The organism is Arcticibacter sp. (assembly GCF_045629565.1).
GTDB lineage: Bacteria > Bacteroidota > Bacteroidia > Sphingobacteriales > Sphingobacteriaceae > Arcticibacter.
Map to the genome: position 1 here is coordinate 117,179 of NZ_JAZQRL010000104.1, position 23,362 is coordinate 140,540.

Consider the following 23,362-nt stretch of genomic DNA (forward strand, 5'->3'; position numbering starts at 1 on the left):
GACCTAACCAATTAATGAAAAAAGCCCTCTTCCTCTTTGTCATAATTCCTCTGACACATTTCTATGCAGCCGCCCAATCAAGCCGCCTGATTACAGGTGTTGTACAGGACTCCGCCGGGATCACCTTGCCTGGATCATCAGTTAAGCTTGTTTCAAGTCTCGATACCTTCTCAACTGCTACAAACCTGGAAGGCATTTTTCGCTTTCCGGCAGTAAAATCCCAGTCGTTTCGTATCACTGTAAGTTCTATTAGCTTTCAAACGTTCAGCAAGGAATACACTGCAGATCTGAAAAGTGCATCTGTGACCCTCGCTCCTATCCGGTTGAAGGATGCTAATAATCAGTTGAACGAGGTGGTGATCAATATCGTCACACCGGTCGTGATCAAGGAAGACACTGTTCAGTATGATGCGAGGGCCTATCCGGTAAGAGAAGGTGATGCGGTCGATGAGATGGTGAAGCGCCTTCCTGGCATGGAAGTAGATAACGAAGGGAACGTAAAGGCTCAGGGTGAACCTGTTACGAAGATCCGTCTTAACGGCAAGGATTTTTTTGGTGATGAGGCCGCGGCGGCCCTGCAAAATCTGCCCGCAGATATCGTAAAGAATATTCAGCTGGTAGACGATTATGGAGAAGAGGCGAACTTGAGCGGAATAAAGAGTGGTGAACCACAAAAGATTCTGAATATCAATACAAGGGAAGACAAGAAGGTTGGCTATTTTGGACGCGCGGAGGGAGGACTTGGTTCGACGGATCGCTATGTTGGGCGTGCCAGGGCAAATCGCTTTAATGGCGATCAGCAGATCTCCTTTGATGCAACAAACAACAATATTTCCAACCGTTCAAAAGGAACCACAGACCGTACATCTGCCAGAATTCATTATCGCGATAATTGGGGGAAGAAAATAGAAAGCTATGGAAGCTACAGATTTCAGAGAAACGATAACAGCTCGCTGGAGAGAACAATCACCGAGAGTGCCTTCGACAGTTACACGCGCTATGAAAATGACCGCAGCGAAAACAACAACAAGACCACTGAGCATGGCTTGTCATGGAATCTGGAATTCAGGCCGGACAGCGTGAATTATTTTAAATTCAAACCGCGGTTATCTTATGATACAGGAAACACACGGAGTACCGGATCTACGCTGACGGAATTACTCTCGGCTAATTCGATACGTGAGCGTATCTCAACGGCCTCCTCTTCTTCTTTCAGCTCCGACAACGAACTATATTACCACCATAAATTTAGAAGGAAAGGTCGTAATCTGAGTGCCAGTGCCGTGGTTAACACCACCGCCGGTGACAATCTTTCGGATATACGAAATGACTATACAAACACCGATTCATTGAATAACAGTTCTATTGAACAGCAGTATCAGTATCGCGAAAATGATAACCGTAACACAAACACCCGTTTACGAGTGGCCTATATTGAGCCGCTAAGTGAGAAAGGGATGCTGGAGTTTAATTATCAATGGAACAGGACATCGACTAAAACCATAAGGGACACGCGCGACATCAACCCTTTAACAGAGGAAGAGACCTTGAATACCAACCTTAGCAATAACTATAATTATCAGTTCGTTACAAACCGCGCGGGACTAACCTATCGGTACATCGCACCGAAGCTTAATTATTTCGCCGGAATATCGGTGATGCCCTCTATATTAAAGGGTCAGGATCTCAGCAGGGGCATTGAAACCAGAAAAGAGACGCTTAACTGGATACCTAGTGCGAGAATGATGTATAAGTTCTCGAAGGAGCAATCGTTTACTTTTCGCTATTACGGAAGAAGCAACCAGCCAGGGTTTACGCAGCTGCAGCCCATTACTGATAATTCAAATATCCAGAATGTCGTTAGCGGAAATCCCGATCTTAAGCCGGAATTTACTAACAACCTGGGGCTGGAATACAAACAAAATGACTGGAAAAGTGGCTATGTGATGGACGCCAGGGTTGACATAAGTCAAACCAATGATAAGATTGTTACCACTAAGGTGATCATCCCCGACAGCATTAAACAGGTCTCTTCGTATATCAATACGGATGGATTTTACAATGCCCGGGCGAACTATTCGTTTTCTCTTCCTTTCTCGGAGAGACAATATACCATCACTTATTCGGGCGGATCGAATTTTAGTAATAACATCGCTTTCACCAACAATGACCGGATTACAGGTAAGAACCTGAATATCAATCAGGGACTTAGATTCAGGCTCGATATCAAGGATAAGACAAACGCGGAACTGAGTACTTCATTTTCATATAACCAGACACAATACAGTGCGGGATCTCTATCTGACCGCTATACAAAGACTTATCGTGTTGGCCTGTCGGGAAGAACATATTTCAGGAAGGATCTTACACTGGGTTATGATTTCTCGAAGACCGTGAACACTGGTTTTAACGCGAACAATACTAACCCCACGCTGCTGAACTTATTTCTGGAATACCGGTTCCTGAAACAAAACAGAGGAAATATTCGCTTTCAGGGCTATGACCTGCTCGACCAGAATACCGGTATCTCGCGGGATGTATTTGACAACGTGATCGTAGACTCCCAAACGAACCGCCTGGCGCGCTATTTCATGCTCACTTTTCAATACCGCATTCAGCATTTCGGCGGCTAAATACCGGAGACGGTTTGAATTTTACAATAAATTACTTGTTTGAGGTAATACCTCAACGGTGATTCCAATTATCTTTGCACACGATGAAGCATAACCTGTCCCTCGGAAAAGCGGAGAGCCTGGAGGACTTTTACCAGCAAAAGTTCAAGGAATTGCCATTGGATATAGGTGAAAAAACGGATCACTTCAATGTTTTCCGGCTGGAGGACTGCGTTCTGAAGCCAGTGACTTACAGTCGCCGGGATTTCTATAAGATCAGTCTGATCCGCGGGCGGAACAGATATCATTATGCGGAAAAAAGCCTTGAAATTGACGGACCTACTCTGATGTTTTTCAATCCGAGCGTACCTTACACATGGGAACCGCTGTGCAACGAGGCTACCGGGTTCTTCTGTATTTTTTCTAAATCTTTTTTTACAGGTAAGGTTGCTGGGGGGCTGACGGACTTGCCTATGTACGCTTGCGGTGGTAGACCGGCTTACCGTCTGGATGAGCGACAAGATGAGCAAGTGAGTGGCATCTTTCATAAAATGCTGGAAGAAATAAAAAGTGACTATGTGTTCAAATACGATCTGCTCCGAAATTACGTTGCGGAGCTTACGCATGTTGCACTAAAATCAACACCTTCTGAGAGCGTTTATGAACATCCCAATGCAAAGTCGAGAATTACGGCTGTTTTCACCGAGTTGCTCGAGCGCCAGTTTCCGATTGAGAGTCCCTCTGCGCGGTTTAATATGCGATCAGCTAAAGATTTCGCTAATCAGCTTGCCATACATGTGAATCACCTGAACAGGGCAGTGAAGGAAACCACAGGAAAAACGACAACCAGTATCATTGCCGAGAGGATGCTTACGGAAGCGAGAATACTGCTAAAACGCACCAACTGGAATATTTCTGAAATAAGCTACTGCCTGGGTTTTGAAGAACCCTCCCATTTTAACAATTTTTTCAAGAAGCAAACACAACTGACGCCTTCCCGATACAGGACGACATAAGATCCCAGCATGTGTTTGAATCTGATAATATTACGTTTGAATCCCACAAGCTGACCGTTGTTAGGTAATCTACCTTTGTCTTTAGAAAAACAAAGGAAATGAAAACAAAAAAAGTATGGTTTGTAACTGGTGCTTCAAAAGGACTGGGTTTGACATTGGTAAAGAATCTTTTAAAAAACGGATACTCTGTTGCCGCGACATCAAGAAAGATTGATGATCTTATCGGGGAGTTAGGTGAAGCAGACGGACAGTTTCTTCCGCTTGAGGTTGACATAAGGTCTGAAACCAGTGTAGAAAGTGCCATCGAAAAAGCATTTAATACTTTGGGAAGGCTCGATGTTGTTGTCAATAATGCCGGCTACGGACTGACCGGTGCAATCGAAGAACTCAGTGATAAGGAAGTCCGCGATAACTTTGACATCAATGTTTTTGGCTCGCTCAACGTCATACGCAAAGCCTTGCCGTACATGAGGGCCCAAGGCTGTGGTCATATTTTCAACATATCATCAATTGGAGGATTTACGGGCTTATTTCCCGGATTCGGGATTTATTGCGCAACCAAGTTCGCAGTGCACGGCTTTACGGAATCCCTGGCTGCAGAGGTCAAGGCATTCGGCATACATGCCACAGTGGTGTTTCCAGGATATTTCCGAACCAATTTTCTGAGTGCCGGATCATTGAATGTTCCGGAGCATGAGATTCCTGAATATCGCGAGGTACGTACATCGCAGGCAGTGCATCAGAACGAGATCAATGGCAATCAACCTAATGATCCTGAAAAAGGAGTAGCGACAATCGTCAGGATTGCAGAGTCTGAGAATCCACCCTTACACCTCTTCCTTGGACAGGATGCGTATGAACTGGCTGAGCAGAAGATTGCGCTGATAGAGGCCAACATGAGCAGCTGGCGCGATTTAGCTGCCACAACAGCGTTTTAGTTTACTTTTCCGGAGGAATGATCGGCATGACCTCCGGAAAATCTATTATTTCCAGCGACTTCAACTTTTCCCTTAGCTCCGGAATGACCTCTTGCATAAACCAGGGATTGACCTTTAACCAGTTCTGGTTCCGGGGCGAAGGATGGGGTAAAGGAAAGAAGCTGGGACTATATTCACGAAAAGAGCGGACCGTATCTGTAAGGTTGCCTTTGTAATTACTTCTGAGATAATAGCGCTGGGCATACTGTCCAATGAGCAATATAAGGGGAATCGATGTAAATGTTTCGAGGATTTTTGTATGCCATAAGCCTGCGCATTGTGGCATTGGTGGCAGGTCACCTGATTGCCCTTTACCCGGATAGCAGAAACCCATGGGCATGATGGAAAACATGTCGGGATTATAGAAGGTTGTCGTATCCACATTCAGCCATTGTCTCAAAGTCTTCCCACTGGCGTCATTCCACGGGATACCAGTCTCGTGAACCCGCCTTCCCGGAGCCTGCCCGATGATGATTACTTTAGACGACTTTCCAATCTGAACGACCGGTCGGGCCCCGTTCTGCAAATGGTCTTTGCAAAAAGTACAGGCTAAAATATTTCTCAACAGCTCTTCCATACAATCTCCTGAAATTTCAGCGTTCCGAATGTAAGAAATTTCTTTTAGACAACGCTTTAAACAGTTTGATAAGATGGGCGTTATACCCTATTCTACAAAGAAAGATAATGAAGCAAGTCGTCAGCACTCTTGGTGAACTCTTTCAGTTCGAATCGCCATTACATGAGTTGCTCATCAGGGGCACTATCTTGTATTTGGGGATATTATTTCTGATGCGTATTCTTCCCAGACGGGCGGGCGGCGAGCTTGCGACCATGGATCTGGTGTTCATTCTTTTAATTGCCGAAGCAGCAACTCATGCCTTGGGTGAATACAGTTCTGTTAGCGATGCCCTCATCACGATTATGACGCTGATGTTCTGGAATTACATGGTCAATATGTTGAGCTTTTACTTTCCGTCGTTCGAGAAGCTCGTTTCAGCGCCTCCGCTATTGATTATAAAGAACGGAAGGCTTTTAAGACGCAATATGAGACGGGAATATATCACGGTGGAGGAACTTATGGAGAACCTGCATAAGAGAGGCGTCGAAGATCTGAATGAAGTGAAGGCGGCCTATATGGAGGCAGACGGCCATATTAGTGTGATTATTAAAAAAAACAAGTAACAACAGAAAGACAGAAAATAAATCAGAATTTATTTACTTGCTACTTAGTCAACCTCATTAAGCAATAAATCACGTTTTTTACTTTCCAGATTGTGCTGTACGGCTCGGGATAGTTCGGGGAAGAAATTCAGGCTGGTTAATGATTCAAGATGATCGATTGTGGTGAGGTAATCTTGAAGCTTTTTGGATTGCGGATTTTGAGGAAAGAGGAACGCGACAGCCTTTAGCGTACCGGTATACCCCTTACGAAACGCCAGGATACGGTAAAAACCAGTGGGAACGGCGACACCGGAAGCGAGTCTACGCGGATTTTTATCGAAAACAGGACCAGTAATCACAAAGAGGTCGTGTACTTCCTTATTAGGGGTGTCGTCCTGTGACAGACTTTCTCTTTCGAGCTTTTCCAAACTTGCCCAAAGTCCCTGATTCAGCGCTGGGCTTTGCGGACATATATTGGTCATCAGATAGGTCTCAAGCTGCCCCAGCTGTCCGTATTGCGATAAGATAGTCGCGTTAGGAGCCATGTGGCCCCTGTCGTAGCCTGATCTGTTGAACGCATCATGGTCCACCCTGCTTTCCGTACGGTAATCTGTCAGGAAGCGGAAAGGCCTTTCCCAGTTGACGTACTTAAACTCTCCCTTCATATTCCCCAACCGGTATGCCACCCAAAGAGGATTTTTCAGTTGTTCATCATAACAAGAGATATAAGCAGCATTGATGAGTACCTTCACCTGGTCATCGGGAGCTAAGCTTTCTTTTACCGGAAGGCCTCCGTGCGTCAGCAGGCCTATTTTAGACAGGTCGCCTATCTGCGCATAGCAAACGATCTCAAGACAGAAAGAGGCAATAAACAGAACAATCTTTTTCATGGTATCAAAGGCGCGAAGATACCAATATTAACTAATTCAGCCTTGTTGGCTACCCAACTGAGTATTTGCTTTAGTGACAATATTTTTAACCACCGTATCGAGTTGATTCGCTGATTCTTTTAACATGGAGAGTAACTCTTTGAAATCTTCAGTGGCCTCAGCTTGTTCAAGCAAAACAACTAAGCCGAGCACATTTGCCAATGGAGCACGCACCAGGTGTGATTGGTCCGAAGCGACTTCCCTGAGTGTCTCGTCCTTCTGCAGAATTTCCCTTTCTGCAAGCTTCTTTTGTAATCGAAGCTCATCCTCAAACTTCTTTCTGTCGACTACCTTAAATATAGCTGCATGAACCAGCATATTCTCATCATGGCCAGCACTCACGATCACTTTTGCACTAAGCAAGCATTGAAAACTCTCACTTGCCGTTTCGATCTTAAGATTAATTTCCCTTACCTCCTTATGCATTTTAAGAAGGGGATATATGAAGAGCTGAAAATATAATTGGCTACCCTTTTCGAGTAGATCTGAAAAAGTCAGTCCATCTGTCTGAGCGTCTTCCAGGCCGGTCCACATGCAGAAGGTTTTGTTCAAATGGTGAAGCTTCCCAGATAGATCAAAAGTGATCAACCCACATGCAGCATGGTCATAGAGCATGGCAAAATCGAACGCCTGGTTATTCAGATCGTGTTTCATATCATCAGAACCCATCATTCTTTACATAAGAGCTGATGGCACGAATTGTTTCGTCGGGATGACTCATATGGGGACAATGCCCCGTGGCGCTAAGTATTACCAGGGTATTGTTAGCCGTATTCGCCTGAATATAATGCCCCACTTCTATCGGAGCAAGCATATCGGATGAACATTGCAACGTGAGACTTGGAGTCTTAAGCAACTTCAAGTCAGCTCTGTTATCGGATAGAAATGTCACGCGTGCAAACTTGCGTGCTATATCAGGATCAGTAGCACAAAAGTTGGCAGTCAGTTCTTCGCCCAGCTCCGGCCTTTCCGGGTTTCCCATAATGAGCGGTGCCATACTACTTGACCAGCCGAGGTAGTTGCTATCCATTACGTCAAATAATGCTTCAAGATCAGTCCTTTCCATGCCTCCGTTATACGATTCATCAATCATATAGCAGGGCGAAGGGGCTACAAATATCAGGCTATTAAAATAGTCGGGACTGGTTATAGCTGCTTTCAGCCCAATCATACAAGCGACCGAATGGCCAATGAAGATAACATCTTTAAGATGGAGTGTCTCGAGGATCTCAAGAAGATCCAAAGCGTAACCGTCCAGACTACCGTATCTTTCGGAATCATAGGCGGCTAGGTCAGACTGTCCTGAGCCCACAAAATCAAACACGATAACTTTGTAGCTATGCTCAAACGCCTTTATGATATATTCCCATACATTCTGGTCGCATCCAAAGCCATGGGCGAAAATCATGACTTGCTTCCCTGTACCCCTTTCTCTGACGTTGTTCCTCTTTAAGACGTCTCCCATTCTCAATTGTTGCTTGCTCTTTTGCTGCAAAGGTACGAGATTGGTCTAAGATTACCGAACTTCTGCCTTTCACAGCGGCGAAGGCCTATTGCGGATACAGCGTTTACCGCCACTTCAATATTCCCTCATTATCCGGAATAGAGCCTGTTATGCGCATTGATAGCCTTGCCGATGGCGTCTGCACATTCTTGAGACAAACTTCCCTCAGTCCACGCCCAGCTGTCCTGACCCGACAATCGAAGTTTGCCGACTTCTTTACCGCCTCGCCTGACCTGATAAGTCTGTCCCTGCATTGGAGCAATATCATATCCTTGAAACCGGGAATCAGTATCCGGATCACAGGCTATTTCTATGGTTATTCCAAACTCTTTGGTTTTTAGTTCATCATTTTCCATGGATAATTAACTGTTTACTAGCGGATAATGTTTTCAAAAGCTAACAAAAACAAGCAGCTTCAAAGCCTCCGAACAGCTACGACTAATATCCATAGGTGTTTGGCAGGTAGGAAATCTTCTTGCTGAGATCAACCAGAAAACCATTAACCACTGCATAAGCCGGCTTTCCACCAGAAGCAGCAAGAACGAAGTTAGGATACTGATACAATGCAATCGGGCGCGAGCTTACGGAAATTCCATTCATCAGATTCAGAAGACGGTTGCGTACCGGACCAGCAGGAGAACGTTGGTCGGAAAACCGGACATACAAATAGCCCTGCCTCAACAGTGCGGCCTCACTTTCAAGACTGAGCTTTTCCCATTCACCCTTTTTCATGGTGATGACTTTGCCAGGTATCGACACGAACGAAGATGCGTCAACTTCATGATAGCCGTAATTATTATGCATGTCGCCAAGCTCTTCGATAGCACCCACGTAATTTAACCGTTTACCAGTACCGTCAACTGATGCTGAATAGTTGATACCCACACTTGCGCGGTAACGCAGGCTATCTTTCACGATTTCTGCATTACGGATAACCAAATTAAAGAGGAATCTGCCATTGTCGGGAATTGCATGATATTGTTCCATATCTTCCTGTTCATAGGATTCGTCCGCGATTGCATGTAATGCACTAAGAAGTACATAAAAATTAAGTTTCCTGATGTATTGTTTTTGCGGATCGTTCTGGTAACCTCCTGATTCAATCAGAACGGTTGATATTCCCTTGTTCTGAAATGTATCCCCGAATCCCCGGGGCTCGTGCGCATCACTATATTTTGCTACCTGGTCTGGCAGGTACTTTTGAAGTGTACGGTTCATCAGTACAACCATCTTCGCTGCGTTCCCACGTGTTTCATTCATATCCCTTACCAGGTTATATGCGGGTGCGAGAAAAGAGATCGTAGCCGGTTTACTGGATGAACCAACCGAGTATAACATATTCTGATCATGTAAATTGAAACCGAACCGGGGCTTTATTTCGTCCGCAACCTTCATTAGAAAACGCCCTTCCGGTGTGGTGAGCGCATGCGCATCCCGGTTAATGTCTATATCCATCGCATTCCTGCGTTTCCATACCTCTGCCCCATCAGGATTGACCATTGGAATAAAATGAAGCTCCAGCTTCTCCATCAGGAAGTGCCGGAATGAATCATTTTCATCTGTTGCAGACAGAAAGTTGAAGATGTCGAATAAAGCCAAAGTCGCGGTTGACTCGTCTCCGTGCATCTGCGTCCATAGGAGCACCTTCGTTTTCCCCTTCCCGGCCACCAGGTGGTTGATCTTTCTCCCCTGCACAGAGGTACCCTGGAGAGAAGACCGTAAAAGTCCGGAAGAGACGTGCTTACTGATGAGCGGCTGCATCTCTGCATGTTTGATTATCCGATAAGGGATTGCTGATTCTTTGTAGCGATCGTAGCTTTTCCATATAGAGGTCTCTTCAATGGCGAGGCCGGGGGCCTCTCTCCGAATGCTGAAGCTTACCACGATTCCGATGATGATGAAAGCAGAAGTAACCAGTAGCTTAGTACCCATTGTTTTCCAGGTTTCAGACTGCAATTTACCTAACCGCGTTTAAAATGATTAATAAATGTTCATTATGATCATTTTTCACATGTTATGCAAATCGGCGTTTCCTAGATATATTTGCCTGCATAGGCAAGACACTGTATCGCTGACAGCCCCCACTGAGCAGCTCCATTCGTTCCAGCATCCTTATATTCCTCTATTGGATTCAGGACCAAAGGTCTTGGTACTAAAGAAAGCTCGGGAATTCCCTGCTCTGCGCCCAGATTGAATTCCTTCCATGCACGTTTGGCTAAGGCTTCGTCTTTCAAGGAGTGTGCCGCAAAAGCGGTTAAACGAGCATGCCCCTGTCTAAGATTGAGCTTGTCAACGCTTGAGCCGAGCTCTTGCTCCTGCTCTTCCCTGGACGCATTGTACAACCTGCAATATTGCAGCCAGGCCTTTTTGAACCCCGGAACATCAAGCAGTAACAGGAGTTCTTCGCAGACCTCCGTCAGACCGAATGCAGCACTTAGATGACTTATACTTATATCTTGTTTTTTTGTAATTTCAAATGCTCCCGTATTAAAATCAAAGTAACCTGCCCCCGTGAAGAACATTTTCGGCTGAGCAGCAATACTTTCCATTCCACGAAGCAACTTATCACGGACAGCGTTATATCCGGTACGTTCCCATTCCGTCAGCCAGGCTGCTGCAACAGATCCCCAATCGGTGCCAAAACTAGCATGGACGATATGCGAAGGTCTCTGTATCATGCTTTCGTCATCAAATTTCTCACGTTTTCGAAGCGGCTTAATGTCAACGAGGGTCTTCACTCCCTCTACCTGCTCCTTTAGCAAGTCGCCGATCCGCTCGTCAGCAGTCAGATAGTATAAGAACCTTCTGTTCAATGCAGTACTGATACGAAGCTGTTTAGCGCTACAGCCCCAATGCATTACATTATGGCGTGATCCCAATGGTGCGAAGCGCCCGATATGATGAACGTCTACCTCTCCTGTATGACGCGTCATTGCCTCGGCCATCCGGAAAGCATCCGGCCTGGAAGAACGCAGAAAGTAGTACCAGAGCCAAAGGTCAGTAGAGAGCTCCGAATTATCCCATGCAAATCCTCCGATATCGTATTTCCAGGTATGCCGGTCCGTATCATAGGAATGCATGACGTCACCATAATTCCAGAAGCCGTACCAGTCAAACTGATCAATCTGCTTCTTATAGAAATCGAAACTCCAGTCCAGCCGTTCTTCTATCTTCCTCTTAGCGGCAGAAGAACGATCGGGCAGCGACCAGTTGCCTCCAAAAACCTTTTGCTCTTGAAGATACCCGGCCTCGCATATCAATAACGCCGGATGCTGAAGAGACCTGGCCAGGCCGGCAATCTGTTCGTTTGCAGGAGTGCCCATGATCCACAATTGCATCTCACTGGTACGCGCAACCCCGTATGGCGTACCATATCCTGATTCATAGTCTTCGTAAGTAATTTCAAGGCCTTCGTTCTGTTTATCAAAATCGTCCATACCCATACCATCGTGATAGAAACGGAGATCCATAGCCGGACTTTCTGGCGCCCACAACCAGAGGGTTATTTCTGCAAGCTGCGAATGGGCGCCTCTAATGTCAATTTGCGCAGGGTAGCTTTGCCAAAAGTTTCGAATTCCAAAGGCCACTCCAACCGAAGGGCTTCCCAAATAACCGGTACCTGCGGAGCGGCCTCCGTGGCCGGCATTAAGCCAGGAATGGTTGCTGGATGTTCTCTTTTTAATCGTAAAAGAACCTGAGCTCCCCTGGTACAAGGTATAATCTCCAAAAGCAGGAATGAGATGCAGACGCTTAGAAACCACGTCTGGAAACTCCGATACAGCAGGTGTTGCCGCTCCTCTTACCTGAGCAGATCTGATCTCCTGCCCGGGATCCCGACGCAGTCCGGTAAGCCCCCTCACTCCCTCTGCAAACACGCCGCCTTCCTCTCCCACGAATCGGATATGCCGGTTATGCAGTTCATCCTCCATAGCCACCGCAAACCGGAATCCAAGTCCTTTAATAAACAACTTGTTCTCATCACCGTCGTATATAAGGGTATGCATGATTTTAACAGACTCGCTCTCATGGTAAAAGTAGAGACGAACGACGAAGAGGATCAGCGCATCTTGAGGACCGGCGCGATGGGTCCCTTCTATTTTGACTACTGTACGTACCGGACCTTGCTGTTCGATAGAAACACTTCCTATCTCGCCCGTGTACAGTTTCTTATTTATATCTTGTTCCGTGTCTGAATCGGGGCAATTTTGAGTAATCATCACCAACTTCCCTTTCAGAAGCTGCTTCTTTCCATCCTTTTCAATCGATTCAATAAGCAGGCTTCCCTTCTTGTTCAGAACACAACGGATGCGCCGGGTATCAATTTCAATCTGGGTATCTGATTCTTTGACAAGTATTCCGCCGGATGTTTTCTGTGCCGTACCGGGTTTTAATGTTAGTGCTCCTGATGAGGCCGCAACCTTATTAACGGCATAGCCCGACCATTTGACCGAACCATCGGGCCAGTACGCGAGAGGCCATGCCTGCACTGCGAGAGACTCGTTATGTTCATTTCTCAGTTGAAACTCAGTATTTTCTTTTACAAGACCTTTTGGCCAGGGAACTCCCCATGTGACGCCCTGCAGGTATTTAAGATCTGTATCTTCCAGCCATTTCAATGGTACAGCTGTTGAGGCTTTACGATACACAGACTTCTTGTTTTGTGCTGAAACAGGGAATACAGCTGCTGAAGCAGCAAGCAAAGCGGATGTTCTGATAAACTGCCTTCTGGAAAACACCTGGTTTTTCATGATTACGATCTTAGCAACGGGCGAAAGCTCCCGCTTCGTCGGGCAATATATCAGTATATCGTTATACTCTAAAATAATTTATACATTGTACTTTAAAATTACCGGTCCGAAAAATGATAGTCCCGGACCGGCAGTTTTTTTAACCCCGAAGCTGCTGAACAATCCCCGGGATGGCATTAGAAATCTTTTTGATAACTTCAGGGGAGAGACCAAACTTTCCCTGAAGCCTGTCTGCTACAGCTTTCGCAATATTTTCGGACATATCGCCGTTTCCTGACCCTCCGGTCAGCGACGACAACATTCCCCCTATCCCCCCTGAGGAGAAACTATTCTTCAAGCCTTCGTTTACGCCCGAAGCAACTTCTTTGTTGACATCTTCCTCCTGACCCGGCGGAATAAGCTTCGCAATTTCCGGATTATTGGAAACATGCTGCTTTACGAGATCTAATACTTTGTCTAACATAATAGTGGTTATTTCATCTCCATAATTACACCGCAGCCAATACGACTGCCTGAGTTACCGGTAGGTTGGGTTGTATAATCATCCACGCCTGAGTGAACAATAATAGCTTTGTCGAGTATGTTGGTCTTCTCATCACCTCCGATACTCCACCGATCAGACTGAATGGTTATCTGGCCTTTACCATTCCCATCAAGGTCAATATTTCCTATATCGCCTGAATGATGTTCACCCGAATCCCACTTCCCGTGTTTCTCTCCGGTTGGATTCCAATGTCCGTGTGCGCCGTTGCCGCTGTCGCCACAATCGCCATGCTCATGAAAGTGAACAGCAACTGATTGATTGGCTTTAGCAGGAAATTCGAGCGTAAGCTTCATCTCCACCTTCCCATCATCCAAAGAGGTAAAATGAGCCATACCGCTTCCGGATGTATCCGCCTTAGTAGCCGATATGTCGGCATGAGCCTGCCTGGAACTCGTACCGTCACTTGCATTTCCACCTTCAGTGCTCAGAGAGTCTGAACTGTTACTGTTTTTTGTATTCGTACAAGCAACCGCGAAAAGCAAAACTAATGCTCCAATCGAATTTAATGTCTTTTTTAACATAACTAATAATATTGGTTAAAATACAAAACAGTTATAAGCCTTATTTGTGTTGACATGTTTGTTAATGCGTCAAGGTATGACCTACTTAGCCGCTATTTCATAGAAGAATTTCGCATCACGGTTAGGGATTTCTTCCCAGGAGCTGCTTCAAAAATATCTTGGTTTGCAGCGTTATCCTTTCTTTAAGCGGCACATTCAATGAAAGTTCCCTCAATCTCCGCGAAACATATTCTGGAATAAGATGCCTGCGTCTGATCAGGAGCCTGTACAGATAGGAGTCAAAAAAAGCACTCATCTCCTGTGTATACAGCCCTTCATTAAGAAGAAAATTTTTCATCCGCAATCTCAGGTTTATTCGGTCATCCATGATTTTCTCTAACCTATTGGCACTGGTCGTATTTGATACCGAATTTTCCAGACTGTAGATGATCGTATGGGGTGAGAAGTCAAATCCGATTCTCGAATTTACAGTAAGTAACCTGAACAGCAAATCATATTCCTGAGAAGAACTCAAAGATTCATCCCAACCATAAACCTTCAGCAAGGCCTCCTTTTTCCAAAGATTTGCACTTGTAATACCAAGCTTGGATGAGATGAGCGATTCCCAAACATTCTCCATCCTGGGCAATCTAAGCTTTTCCACAACAGCACCACCAACAGTGCGGCTCGATAAGTACGCGCCTGAGATAACATCAAACGAGCCGTCCCTGGCAATCTCGAGCTGTCTGGCAATCTTTTCCGGCATGAGCTCATCATCGGCATCCAAAAACTGAATCCAATCACCTACAGCTTGCCTTAGGCCCGCGTTCCTTGCTGCAGGTGCTCCTGGCTTTAACTCGATTATGCTGCTTATGAATTCAGGATAAGTCTCACAATACCGACTCAACACCGCCTGTGTGTCGTCAGTTGAATTGTTGTTAACGAGGATTAACTCCCAGTTGCTGAGGGTTTGTTTAAAGACGCTTTCAATAGCCCTGCTGACGAACGCGCTGCAATTGTAACAAGGAATGATAATTGATACCATAGAGCTATCCATTTAAATATGCTCCAGGTTTTGAACATGCCTTTCTGGAATAAAGTATCTTATTAATTGACGACAGCACATTCATTCCGATTTTAAATTCCTGATAAGACAACCGCAGGTTCAGACGGAACAAAGGTTTAAAAACGTTCTTATTAAATTGGATAAGGTATTTAGTCAAAGCCTTTGGAAAGCTTTTCTCTGTATCCTTTAAAACCCGGATATACTTGATCTTCTTTATGCGTCGGGTATGCACTAAACTTACAGGCCTGTTGTCACGATCATGAAACCCCCGGTATGCCGGAGCTATTCCTATTTTAAATCCCTTTATCCTTGCCCGGGTTACAAAATCCAGATCCTCACCATACAGCGGAAATATCGGGTCAAAGAGTCCGGTTTTCAGCAAACAGTCCCGTGAAACAAGCCAGAACGCCCCGTTCACGAAGTTTATACTGTACAACTCCTTGGGTGATTGAAGATACAGATCAGAAAACAGCCCTTGGCAGTGTCTGCAATATATGCCGAACAGCGTATCGAAACCCGTACCGCTTCCATTTAAATGGGTGGGAGATATTATACCATATTCCGGATGCCGACGATGGATCTGAACGAGTCCGGCAATGGTATTTTCATCGATCCATGCATCCTGATTCATTAAAAAAACAAAATCGGCACCGTCATCAAGTGCTTTCCTAAGCAAGATATTGTTTGCCCTCCCGAACCCGATATTCTCGTAGTTAGGTGTTATATCTACTGCCGGAAACTTCTTCTTGACAATATCCAGCGTATTGTCTGAAGATGCGTTATCTATCAAGTTGACTGTTAGAGGAATACTGGAAGCGAAAATGCTTGTTAAACACTTTTCAATCCATCGGGCACCATTGTAGGTCGAAATGATTACATGAATATTCATTTAATTCGATCAGTATATCAGGGATTAAGACTTGTTATAAACGCTTAAACCAAATATACCGATCGAATTTGTGACATCAAGTGCACAGATTTGAACCAATCACTGCATTTACTTTACACCATCCAGGACACCCTGATAAGCAGGCTTCCTCTCGTAATTACTGTCAAATAACAATGGCCAGTCAGGTCTTTTATAACTTCTCGGCACCCAGCTGTCGCCATCCGTCACATTCCATGCGGTAATTCCAAATTGCTGACTTTTAGGAATCGAGTTGTATGTCTTCACAATAAACTTGTATTTAGCTGCCTGCTTCTTCAGTAAATCACTTGTTAGCTTCTTACTTTTATTGCTCTCTGGATTTAAAGAGATATCCAGTTCTGAAATATGAACTTTAAGTCCTGTCGCAGCTACTTCCTTAATTGCTCTTGCAAACTTTTCGTCAGACAAATTATAACGGGTATGCATTTGCATTCCAACGCCATGGATCGGAATTCCGCGCGCTTTCAACTTATTCACATATGCAACAATTCCTCTCCTTTTAAAATTGCCATATTCGTGACCGTAGTCATTATAAAAAAGGATTGCCTTCGGATCGGCCTCATGGGCATATTGAAAGGCCCTGGCTATATAATCCGGACCAAGCTTTTTGTACCAGAGGGTCTTCTTGTCTAATGTACCGTCGTCTTTGAACGCCTCATTAACCACATCCCAGGATTCTACTCTACCTTTGAAGTGCTTCACGATCGTCTGAATATGAGTTTTAAACATCTTCTCCCAAGCCTTCGAATCGCCTTTGTAATTTTTAATCCATGAAGGCAATGAACTGTCCCATATTAAGGTGTGACCATGAACACGCTTATTGTGTTGTTTGGCATAATTTATAAGGTAATCCGCATCCGCAAAGTCGTAGGTATTTTCTGCAGGATGGAGCTCTTTTATTTTCATAGCACTTTCTGCAGTAATGCTGCTGAATTCCTGGGTCACAAGCGCCCGATACTTTTCGTTCTTTTGGAGGAAACCAATATTTACAGAAGCTCCAAATTTAAAAGGAAGGCTGTTTTGTAATGTAGCTTTACTTTTTGATGATTTGCTGGCAGCCACTGTTTCTAAACTGACTGTTTCCGTCGGAGTAGCGATTTCCTCAGTTTTTGAACAACCAGCTGCTCCCATAACCAGCACTGCTAGCAGCACCTGATACGTTTTTATTACCATAATGATTAGAAGAAATACGAGAATATCCCCCTTGATATAATCGATTTCGTTGGTTTGTCTTACGTATTTATAAAGCACCGGTTACATATTATTGACATTTTACTTTTACAAAAAGTTAATACACAGTAGATTAATAAAATTTCACGCCGAGCAAGACGCTTTCTTGTTTGACACTAAATTTGTTGCAAAAGAACCATTCTTTTAAATCGCTCCGAATTCTCTACCATCTGACTGAAGCTTCCGCTATAGGTCACTTGCCCTCCCTCAAGCATAAAGATCTTGTCCGCGTTCTTAATCGTTGATAGCCTGTGTGCAATAATAATCATCGTGTAGCTACCTTGAAGTTGCTCGATGTTTTGCTGTATGATTAATTCCGTTTCCGAATCAAGTGCCGATGTGGCCTCGTCCAGAATAAGGATGTCTGCTCTTTTGAAGAGCTCCCTGGCAATAGAAATCCGCTGTTTCTGCCCCCCTGAAATCAACATCCCTTTATCCCCCAGCTCAGTCTTCTCTTTATTAGGAAGTGACCCTATAAAATCTGTAAGCGATGCCATTTCCACAACCTTCCAGAAGTGGCTGATATTCTCAGGACTCGGCTCGGCCCAAAAAGTAACGTTATTGAACACGTTATCTTTAAAAATTACAGCCTCCTGGGATATATACCCCACGCGACTACGATAGCTGTCAAGGTTGTATGATTTCAGGTCCTGCCCATCGATGAGCATACTCCCCTTTTCGAGAGGTAATAGTCCGGTGATAATATTGGCTAACGTCGTCTTTCCAGACCCGCTTTCGCCTACAAGGGCAATAGTTTGATTCTTTGGAATCTGAATATTAATATCATGGAGGACAGTGGTATTACCATATTTAAATTCGACATTCCTAATCTCTATTCCCCGTTCAAATCCATCAAATTCAGTCTGTTGCTGCGGTTCCTTCTGTCCCTGCATCTCCTGAGTCAGGCGTGTTACGGAGTCAATTGCGCCCACATTCTGAACAAAGCTCTGCCATGAATTCTGATAGTTCATCAAAAATGACAATGCGCGGTAAAACAAGAGAAGACTCAGAATGACAGATCCCAGGCTGCCGCCGATCCACCTGATTTGAACAATAATTACGATCACAATGATCAGAATTACCATTGGCTCTCTGATGCTCGCGGTGATAGCCTGATAATGTCCTACCTTGGTGTTTAACCTTTCGGTATCTTTAATTACCTGCCTGATCTTTTTGCTGAATCCCCTGAACTGGTTTGTTGCTTTCAAATACTTGAAAAAATGCACCGCCTCAATCAGATAAGCGTTGAAAAGATTTCCTTTTGAAGAAATCCGCATGGATGAGGTTTTTACTGTCTTTACGATTCTGCTGAAGAGAAGATTGGATAGGACTGAGCACAACGCTACCAGAAAAGCAAATTGCCAGTTGGCTAAAAATGCCATTATCACATAGGTAAGCAACATGGCCACTGCGCTTACAGCATTCAGATACTGGGTAAACGCCTGTTGCAACTTTTGCACTTCAGCAGTAAGCACATTTTGGATCCTACCCGCGTCAAGCTTCAAGAAACCGTTATAGCTGAGATGCTGCAGATCATCGGTCAGTTGAAACCGCAGTTTCTTCATAAATCGTTGCTTAAGACGGACCTGGGAACTTAGCTGAAAATATTTCAGCGCTCCCTTCATTATAAAGAGAATAACAAGAGAAATTAAGACGCTGTAAATATTTAGCGGTATGCTAAGGCTATCAAATAGATCTGTAAAAAAATGCAGATTACCCATAGACTCCCGGGTTTCTAAATTACCCTGATCGTCCATCATCTGAAGTAAGGGGATAAACATGGCGAGCCCGATGCCATCAAGGAAGCTTACAGAGATGTTCAGCGAAATGTCGAACAAAAAGCGTAAACCCAGAATTCGGTAAAAAAATCTAAAATAGGCTCCAAATTTGTTTGTTAATGATTCTGTCATATGTCAAATTAACCCGACTCAGGGTCTGCATTAATGTCTCTCTTTAACATCGTCACGTTCGTAGTCATCAGAAACACCATACTTATAGCGAAAAAGAGATTGTTAAAGGAAGATACGGAAAGTCCGTTGATTACAACAATGGCTATGAAGACGAGAATGGCGTCTTTCTGCATTCCACTTTTACGTAGCATCAGCCAGGTAGCATAAATAATAAAAACGAGGCCCAGAAGACCATGATCAAGAATTACCCTTAAAAGAAAGGAGTGTAAAACAACAGAATAGCACGTGCCATCGCCAGAGTAGCTAAAGAGTCTTTTGAAGTAGCTCATGTCCGCACACGAGTAGTAGCTTAATGGTGTGATACGTTCATTTCCGGCCAGCCATTGCCAGGCGTTCCAACCCTTCACTTCGCTCCAGAAAACCAGCATGAATTTATAGCGGTCGATTTCTTCCAGGCTCCCTGACCGTTGTGAAAATATATAGTAAATCGCCAGACCGAGTATCACCGAAGCAACAGGTACCATAAAAACCCAGGTCTTCGGAAACGACTTGATGAACACATACAAGACAAGAACACTGTACATGAGTAAGGACGACCGGGAGAGTGACAGGAGCGTAATAACCGCCAGAACGGCCATAATCAGCAGATACCTTTCCGATGTTATACTGTAACGAACCAGGAATAAGGCATATAAGAGCATTAGCTCGAAATTATTTTCTTCATAAACAATCGGCCGATCGTCGGTACCGAGCACAAAAGCCAGTAAATATTTAAAGAAAAAAATCCCGAGGAGCACCGTATAAAAGTTGACAACACTTCTGGCAGTCATCAGCCTTTTGTCAGTTAAAAACGTTAGAAGGAACAGGTATACAAATGACTTGTATATCATCAGGAAATCAAGAACATTCGCCTGGCGATAAACAACAGCATACAACCATGAGCAGATAAGATAAAGTGCAAGAGATCCCTGCAAGATCATAACGCTATCAATACGTTTTGATCTTGCCCACAGAAAAGCAGCGCCGCAGTACACCACAAGCAAACTCTCCAGACCAGTGAGCATCGGATCTGCCTGCTTTCGAACCAACAGCAAAGCAAGCGAGATAATGCCCATACCTCCCATCACGATAATAAAAAGCTTAGTGAAGATAAACGCCCTCATTACTTATCGTGGTTTTCTTGCTGCGATCATAAACTCCTGAATAGATGATATCAGGCTTTGGGATGCGGTATCTCCAAGCTCCGGCATGGTGAACAACACGTTTGAACCTGAATGGGTACCTAAAACAACCTCCCGAAGTTCGTCCATATTGTATACAACAGGCATGTAGTTCAGCTGAGCTATTTTGTTAGCCGTAGCCAATTGATGCTCATTCCGATGTTCTCCATACGCGGCAATGCGCGGCACAATGATGATTGGCTTCCTCTCCTTTAAGGCCGATATAATGGTACCCATGCCTGCATGGCTAATAATAAGCCGGGCCTTACTGAATATCCCCATATATTCCTCCGGTGTCAGAAATTCCACAATCTTCATATTTCTGACCACGAAATCCACTCCAAAAGCCTGAGCTACCACCTCTTCGTCTACCAGTTCACCAGCTATTTCCTCCATTGCCCGGATAAGCCGATTAAAAGGTGCCTGGGTTCCTGTCGTTACAAAAATCATACTAACACATTTCCCGCATACATAATTTTTGATGACGCTAGTTCGGGCCACTGCGTATAGACGCGATCAGCGAATCTGGATGCAATCCTTCCGCTTAACGAAATCTTTTCTACATTGGCAATACTATCGATCCATACCGTGCGCACGCCCATCAACCATCCCACCATTAATCCCATCAGTCCCGGAGCGGCTCCCGTTGTGACGATCACGTCCGGCTTTTCCTTTGAAACAATATGGAACGCATGCCAGAATGTTTTCAAAAGCCTGATCTTGTTCCATCTGCTGGCTTCAGCAATATGATAAAACTTCTTTCCCGGCACCATACTGGCAAAGTCCGGATTGGTTGAAACAAAAAAAACATCCTCATCGTTGAAAGCGAGCGTTATTCTCAGCAGCTGAACCCAATGGCCCCCAACTGACGCAATTCCCATGATTTTCATAGTGTAGTAGAATTAGTGTAGGTAAATTTATTTTCAACTCTTTTAGCCATGAACCGCCTTACAGCCCTCGCCTCATGCTTCGAAACCAATGGCCGGCTAACGAGTGTGGCCTTTATGCCGTACATCAAAAAGAGACACCCCTCATACATACTTCTCTCCTTCAGCAGTTTACCTGCCTTAAATAGATACATAAAAAAGGGGTATCCCATATTCCGGTATCCATAGGCCTCCCTGCGCAGTCCCTGCCTGACCCCACCTTCAGCATCTCTCGTTTGCGTCGGATATAAATGCAACACGTCCTGCTCAAAAAATTTCTCCGTGATATATCCTTTATCCCGGGCCAGAATGTTGTCTATACCATCCCATCCCTTAAAAGGCCTGAGGCCGCCAATCGCCTCAAGACATTCCTTTCGATAAAATTTATTCGGCCCCTGTGTGTGCCACCGATGTTTAGACTCGATCACTTTTCCCTTATCATTAATGATAAAAGTTGCCCCGCTCGCAATACCCAGCTTGGGGTACCTTTTAAACTTCTCCACCAGAAAGGCTAAATAGTCATCTTTCTGTATCACGAGATCCGCATCAAGCTTTGACACAATATCCCAACCGATTTCCATCTCTTCAGCCACCTTCAATCCCAGATTAAACAGGTCAACGACATTGTTTCCAGTCGCCCTGGCTCCTGAACCGCTTTCTCTCCTATAATATTTGATAAACGGGTACTGAGCTGCATATTCCTGAACAATCCGTGGTGATTCATCCACTGAACCATCATCCATCAGCAGCCAGGCAGCAGGATGCACACTTTGCCTGACTACCGAAGCAAGAGTTTGTCCTACAGACACTTCTTCATTCTTAAAGGGTGTTATAATTAACAACTTCATGTGCCTGTTAAATTATTGACAACAAATTCGTAGAAAATTTACAAGTTGAGAGCTAGTACAATCGTGTCGTTACAAATAGAACAAATCTGGAATTAAAATAGCCTACACAGAATAGCATTCCGGATATACAAAAACCGAGAAAATACTATGAAACCATTCCAGAGAACAGCTCATCATAACGTCTCATAATTTGCTCAGTACCAAATTCCTGCGCTCTTTTTTTAAGTCTGTTCTTATCAATCGGCGACTGTAAGGCGCGCGCCATTTCAGACGCTAATGCAGTGGCATTCCCTACAGGTGAAAGATATCCGTATCCGCCCTTCAAAATCTCAGAAGGTCCAAAATCACAATCGGTTGATACGATAGTCAGTCCCGCAGCTAAGGCCTCAACCAATACATTCCCAAACCCCTCATAGTCTGAAGAAAGGACAAACAAATCTGCTTTACTCATCCATGATACCGGATTGAGTTTGAAGCCCTCCAAACGTATGCAGTCCTGAAGGTTCATATCATCTATCTTCTTTTGCAGACCCGATTTCAGATTTCCGTCACCCAGTATGATCAAACGGACCTGAATATCTTTTCGGAGCAAGGCTATCGCTTCAATAAGCAATGCGTGGTTTTTAGCCGGAACCAACCTCCCCACAGTGATAATCACAGGAACTTCCGGAAACTGAAACCACTCGTGACTTACTTCAGTACCCGCTTGCTCTTCCAGCTGCGGACTCCAGGCTGGATTATATATTACATGTATTTTTCTCTTTGGGATAAGAGCAACTTTTTTGAGGCTTCCGGCAAGCCCCTCCGATACAGCAACAACAGCATCTGCAAACCGATATAATAACGGGATAGCAAGGAATGTCAGCTTAGACAACGTCAAGGAGCTGTTCTTAAAAAAAACAGCTGTGTTGTTCCGCTCCGATATGACAATTTTTGTCCTCACCCCTGAGAGAAACCGGCCGATCACCGTGAACGTATTCAACGAAGGCGTAGCCGTAAACAGAAGATCAAACTGATGTTCTTTCAATATGGAGGAGAAAGATCTTAACAACTTCGTCTTGTCAATAGACTTGAAGAAGATGATCTTGACGTTCTGGTCAAGCAAATCGATATATTCTCCATCCCGCTTCATCAACACAACGGAAACATCATGTCCCGCTGCTGCGAAGTAGTTCGCAGCATTGACGATCATACGTTGTATCCCACCGTGATTCAGGTTCCGATAAAAATATGCCAGCTTCAT

22 protein-coding genes are annotated in these 23,362 nt (G+C 44.6%); 4 read left to right on the forward strand and 18 right to left on the reverse strand.

What is annotated here, in order from left to right; all coding sequences use genetic code 11:
- The first annotated feature begins 14 nt into the window (after nt 1-14).
- The 3 genes from ACKI5J_RS14225 to ACKI5J_RS14235 all read left to right on the forward strand — a co-directional run bounded on the left by ACKI5J_RS14225 (nt 15) and on the right by ACKI5J_RS14235 (nt 4,566).
- Nucleotides 15-2,633: an outer membrane beta-barrel family protein gene (locus ACKI5J_RS14225; protein ID WP_407430153.1), complete on the forward strand. Its 2,619-nt coding sequence runs from the start codon at nt 15-17 to the stop codon at nt 2,631-2,633.
- Nucleotides 2,634-2,716: 83 nt separating this feature from the next.
- A complete protein-coding gene (locus ACKI5J_RS14230) occupies nt 2,717-3,628 on the forward strand; it encodes a helix-turn-helix domain-containing protein (RefSeq protein ID WP_407430154.1) in 912 nt (303 codons plus the stop codon).
- A 98-nt stretch (nt 3,629-3,726) separates the two neighbouring features.
- The gene (locus tag ACKI5J_RS14235) at nt 3,727-4,566 is read left to right on the forward strand and encodes an SDR family oxidoreductase (protein ID WP_407430155.1); all 840 of its coding nucleotides are present in this window, start codon (nt 3,727-3,729) and stop codon (nt 4,564-4,566) included.
- Nucleotide 4,567: 1 nt separating this feature from the next.
- Here ACKI5J_RS14235 and ACKI5J_RS14240 read toward each other — a convergent pair whose 3' ends face one another.
- Nucleotides 4,568-5,182 carry a uracil-DNA glycosylase family protein gene (locus ACKI5J_RS14240; protein WP_407430156.1) on the reverse strand — a complete coding sequence of 205 codons (615 nt, stop codon included), beginning with the start codon at nt 5,180-5,182 and terminating at the stop codon, nt 4,568-4,570.
- 107 nt (nt 5,183-5,289) lie between these two features.
- Between ACKI5J_RS14240 and ACKI5J_RS14245 the strand changes: the two genes are divergently transcribed.
- A complete protein-coding gene (locus ACKI5J_RS14245; protein ID WP_407430157.1) occupies nt 5,290-5,787 on the forward strand; it encodes a DUF421 domain-containing protein in 498 nt (165 codons plus the stop codon).
- Between the two features lie 44 nt (nt 5,788-5,831).
- Here the strand turns inward: ACKI5J_RS14245 and ACKI5J_RS14250 are convergent, their stop codons facing one another.
- From ACKI5J_RS14250 to ACKI5J_RS14330, 17 genes are all read right to left on the reverse strand, one after another.
- Complete coding sequence (locus ACKI5J_RS14250) at nt 5,832-6,656, reverse strand: DNA/RNA non-specific endonuclease (RefSeq protein WP_407430158.1); 825 nt, start codon at nt 6,654-6,656, stop codon at nt 5,832-5,834.
- A gap of 36 nt (nt 6,657-6,692) precedes the next feature.
- Entirely contained in the window at nt 6,693-7,367 is a 675-nt protein-coding gene (locus ACKI5J_RS14255; protein ID WP_407430159.1) for a hypothetical protein, read from the reverse strand.
- Entirely contained in the window at nt 7,354-8,160 is an 807-nt protein-coding gene (locus ACKI5J_RS14260) for an alpha/beta fold hydrolase (protein ID WP_407430160.1), read from the reverse strand. Before ACKI5J_RS14260 ends, ACKI5J_RS14255 begins: the two co-directional genes overlap by 14 nt.
- 128 nt (nt 8,161-8,288) lie before the next feature.
- Nucleotides 8,289-8,555 carry a hypothetical protein gene (locus ACKI5J_RS14265; RefSeq protein ID WP_407430161.1) on the reverse strand — a complete coding sequence of 89 codons (267 nt, stop codon included), beginning with the start codon at nt 8,553-8,555 and terminating at the stop codon, nt 8,289-8,291.
- Between the two features lie 82 nt (nt 8,556-8,637).
- Nucleotides 8,638-10,131 (reverse strand): M14 family zinc carboxypeptidase, encoded by a 1,494-nt coding sequence (locus ACKI5J_RS14270; protein ID WP_407430162.1) that lies wholly within the window; start codon nt 10,129-10,131, stop codon nt 8,638-8,640.
- A 101-nt stretch (nt 10,132-10,232) separates the two neighbouring features.
- A complete protein-coding gene (locus ACKI5J_RS14275) occupies nt 10,233-12,947 on the reverse strand; it encodes a hypothetical protein (RefSeq protein WP_407430163.1) in 2,715 nt (904 codons plus the stop codon).
- Nucleotides 12,948-13,086: 139 nt separating this feature from the next.
- Nucleotides 13,087-13,410 (reverse strand): hypothetical protein, encoded by a 324-nt coding sequence (locus tag ACKI5J_RS14280; RefSeq protein WP_407430164.1) that lies wholly within the window; start codon nt 13,408-13,410, stop codon nt 13,087-13,089.
- Nucleotides 13,411-13,418: 8 nt separating this feature from the next.
- Nucleotides 13,419-14,012 (reverse strand): superoxide dismutase family protein, encoded by a 594-nt coding sequence (locus ACKI5J_RS14285; RefSeq protein ID WP_407430165.1) that lies wholly within the window; start codon nt 14,010-14,012, stop codon nt 13,419-13,421.
- 121 nt (nt 14,013-14,133) lie between these two features.
- Nucleotides 14,134-15,036 carry a glycosyltransferase family 2 protein gene (locus tag ACKI5J_RS14290; protein WP_407430166.1) on the reverse strand — a complete coding sequence of 301 codons (903 nt, stop codon included), beginning with the start codon at nt 15,034-15,036 and terminating at the stop codon, nt 14,134-14,136.
- Between the two features lie 4 nt (nt 15,037-15,040).
- Entirely contained in the window at nt 15,041-15,946 is a 906-nt protein-coding gene (locus tag ACKI5J_RS14295) for a glycosyltransferase family 2 protein (protein WP_407430167.1), read from the reverse strand.
- A 108-nt stretch (nt 15,947-16,054) separates the two neighbouring features.
- A complete protein-coding gene (locus ACKI5J_RS14300) occupies nt 16,055-17,236 on the reverse strand; it encodes an endo-1,4-beta-xylanase (protein WP_407430168.1) in 1,182 nt (393 codons plus the stop codon).
- Nucleotides 17,237-17,331: 95 nt separating this feature from the next.
- A complete protein-coding gene (locus tag ACKI5J_RS14305; protein ID WP_407430169.1) occupies nt 17,332-19,125 on the reverse strand; it encodes an ABC transporter ATP-binding protein in 1,794 nt (597 codons plus the stop codon).
- 8 nt (nt 19,126-19,133) lie between these two features.
- Nucleotides 19,134-20,288, reverse strand: a complete 1,155-nt coding sequence (locus tag ACKI5J_RS14310; RefSeq protein ID WP_407430170.1) for a hypothetical protein — start codon at nt 20,286-20,288, stop codon at nt 19,134-19,136.
- Between the two features lie 3 nt (nt 20,289-20,291).
- The gene (locus ACKI5J_RS14315; RefSeq protein WP_407430171.1) at nt 20,292-20,795 is read right to left on the reverse strand and encodes a glycosyltransferase; all 504 of its coding nucleotides are present in this window, start codon (nt 20,793-20,795) and stop codon (nt 20,292-20,294) included.
- On the reverse strand, nt 20,792-21,226 hold the full coding sequence (locus ACKI5J_RS14320) for an oligosaccharide biosynthesis protein Alg14 (protein ID WP_407430172.1): 435 nt from the start codon (nt 21,224-21,226) through the stop codon (nt 20,792-20,794). Before ACKI5J_RS14320 ends, ACKI5J_RS14315 begins: the two co-directional genes overlap by 4 nt.
- A 5-nt stretch (nt 21,227-21,231) precedes the next feature.
- The gene (locus ACKI5J_RS14325) at nt 21,232-22,119 is read right to left on the reverse strand and encodes a glycosyltransferase family 2 protein (protein ID WP_407430173.1); all 888 of its coding nucleotides are present in this window, start codon (nt 22,117-22,119) and stop codon (nt 21,232-21,234) included.
- Between the two features lie 145 nt (nt 22,120-22,264).
- Entirely contained in the window at nt 22,265-23,362 is a 1,098-nt protein-coding gene (locus ACKI5J_RS14330) for a glycosyltransferase (protein ID WP_407430174.1), read from the reverse strand.

Coding starts and splice junctions, on each gene's coding strand:
- ACKI5J_RS14270 (WP_407430162.1), bottom strand. CDS start 10,131: ATGGGTACTAAGCTACTGGTTACTTCTGCTTTCATCATCATCGGAATC.
- ACKI5J_RS14280 (WP_407430164.1), bottom strand. CDS start 13,410: ATGTTAGACAAAGTATTAGATCTCGTAAAGCAGCATGTTTCCAATAAT.
- ACKI5J_RS14250 (WP_407430158.1), bottom strand. CDS start 6,656: ATGAAAAAGATTGTTCTGTTTATTGCCTCTTTCTGTCTTGAGATCGTT.
- ACKI5J_RS14230 (WP_407430154.1), top strand. CDS start 2,717: ATGAAGCATAACCTGTCCCTCGGAAAAGCGGAGAGCCTGGAGGACTTT.
- ACKI5J_RS14260 (WP_407430160.1), bottom strand. CDS start 8,160: ATGGGAGACGTCTTAAAGAGGAACAACGTCAGAGAAAGGGGTACAGGG.
- ACKI5J_RS14255 (WP_407430159.1), bottom strand. CDS start 7,367: ATGATGGGTTCTGATGATATGAAACACGATCTGAATAACCAGGCGTTC.
- ACKI5J_RS14290 (WP_407430166.1), bottom strand. CDS start 15,036: ATGGTATCAATTATCATTCCTTGTTACAATTGCAGCGCGTTCGTCAGC.
- ACKI5J_RS14305 (WP_407430169.1), bottom strand. CDS start 19,125: ATGACAGAATCATTAACAAACAAATTTGGAGCCTATTTTAGATTTTTT.
- ACKI5J_RS14320 (WP_407430172.1), bottom strand. CDS start 21,226: ATGGGAATTGCGTCAGTTGGGGGCCATTGGGTTCAGCTGCTGAGAATA.
- ACKI5J_RS14325 (WP_407430173.1), bottom strand. CDS start 22,119: ATGAAGTTGTTAATTATAACACCCTTTAAGAATGAAGAAGTGTCTGTA.
- ACKI5J_RS14330 (WP_407430174.1), bottom strand. CDS start 23,362: ATGAAGCTGGCATATTTTTATCGGAACCTGAATCACGGTGGGATACAA.
- ACKI5J_RS14240 (WP_407430156.1), bottom strand. CDS start 5,182: ATGGAAGAGCTGTTGAGAAATATTTTAGCCTGTACTTTTTGCAAAGAC.
- ACKI5J_RS14235 (WP_407430155.1), top strand. CDS start 3,727: ATGAAAACAAAAAAAGTATGGTTTGTAACTGGTGCTTCAAAAGGACTG.
- ACKI5J_RS14265 (WP_407430161.1), bottom strand. CDS start 8,555: ATGGAAAATGATGAACTAAAAACCAAAGAGTTTGGAATAACCATAGAA.
- ACKI5J_RS14225 (WP_407430153.1), top strand. CDS start 15: ATGAAAAAAGCCCTCTTCCTCTTTGTCATAATTCCTCTGACACATTTC.
- ACKI5J_RS14275 (WP_407430163.1), bottom strand. CDS start 12,947: ATGAAAAACCAGGTGTTTTCCAGAAGGCAGTTTATCAGAACATCCGCT.
- ACKI5J_RS14245 (WP_407430157.1), top strand. CDS start 5,290: ATGAAGCAAGTCGTCAGCACTCTTGGTGAACTCTTTCAGTTCGAATCG.
- ACKI5J_RS14315 (WP_407430171.1), bottom strand. CDS start 20,795: ATGATTTTTGTAACGACAGGAACCCAGGCACCTTTTAATCGGCTTATC.
- ACKI5J_RS14285 (WP_407430165.1), bottom strand. CDS start 14,012: ATGTTAAAAAAGACATTAAATTCGATTGGAGCATTAGTTTTGCTTTTC.
- ACKI5J_RS14310 (WP_407430170.1), bottom strand. CDS start 20,288: ATGAGGGCGTTTATCTTCACTAAGCTTTTTATTATCGTGATGGGAGGT.
- ACKI5J_RS14295 (WP_407430167.1), bottom strand. CDS start 15,946: ATGAATATTCATGTAATCATTTCGACCTACAATGGTGCCCGATGGATT.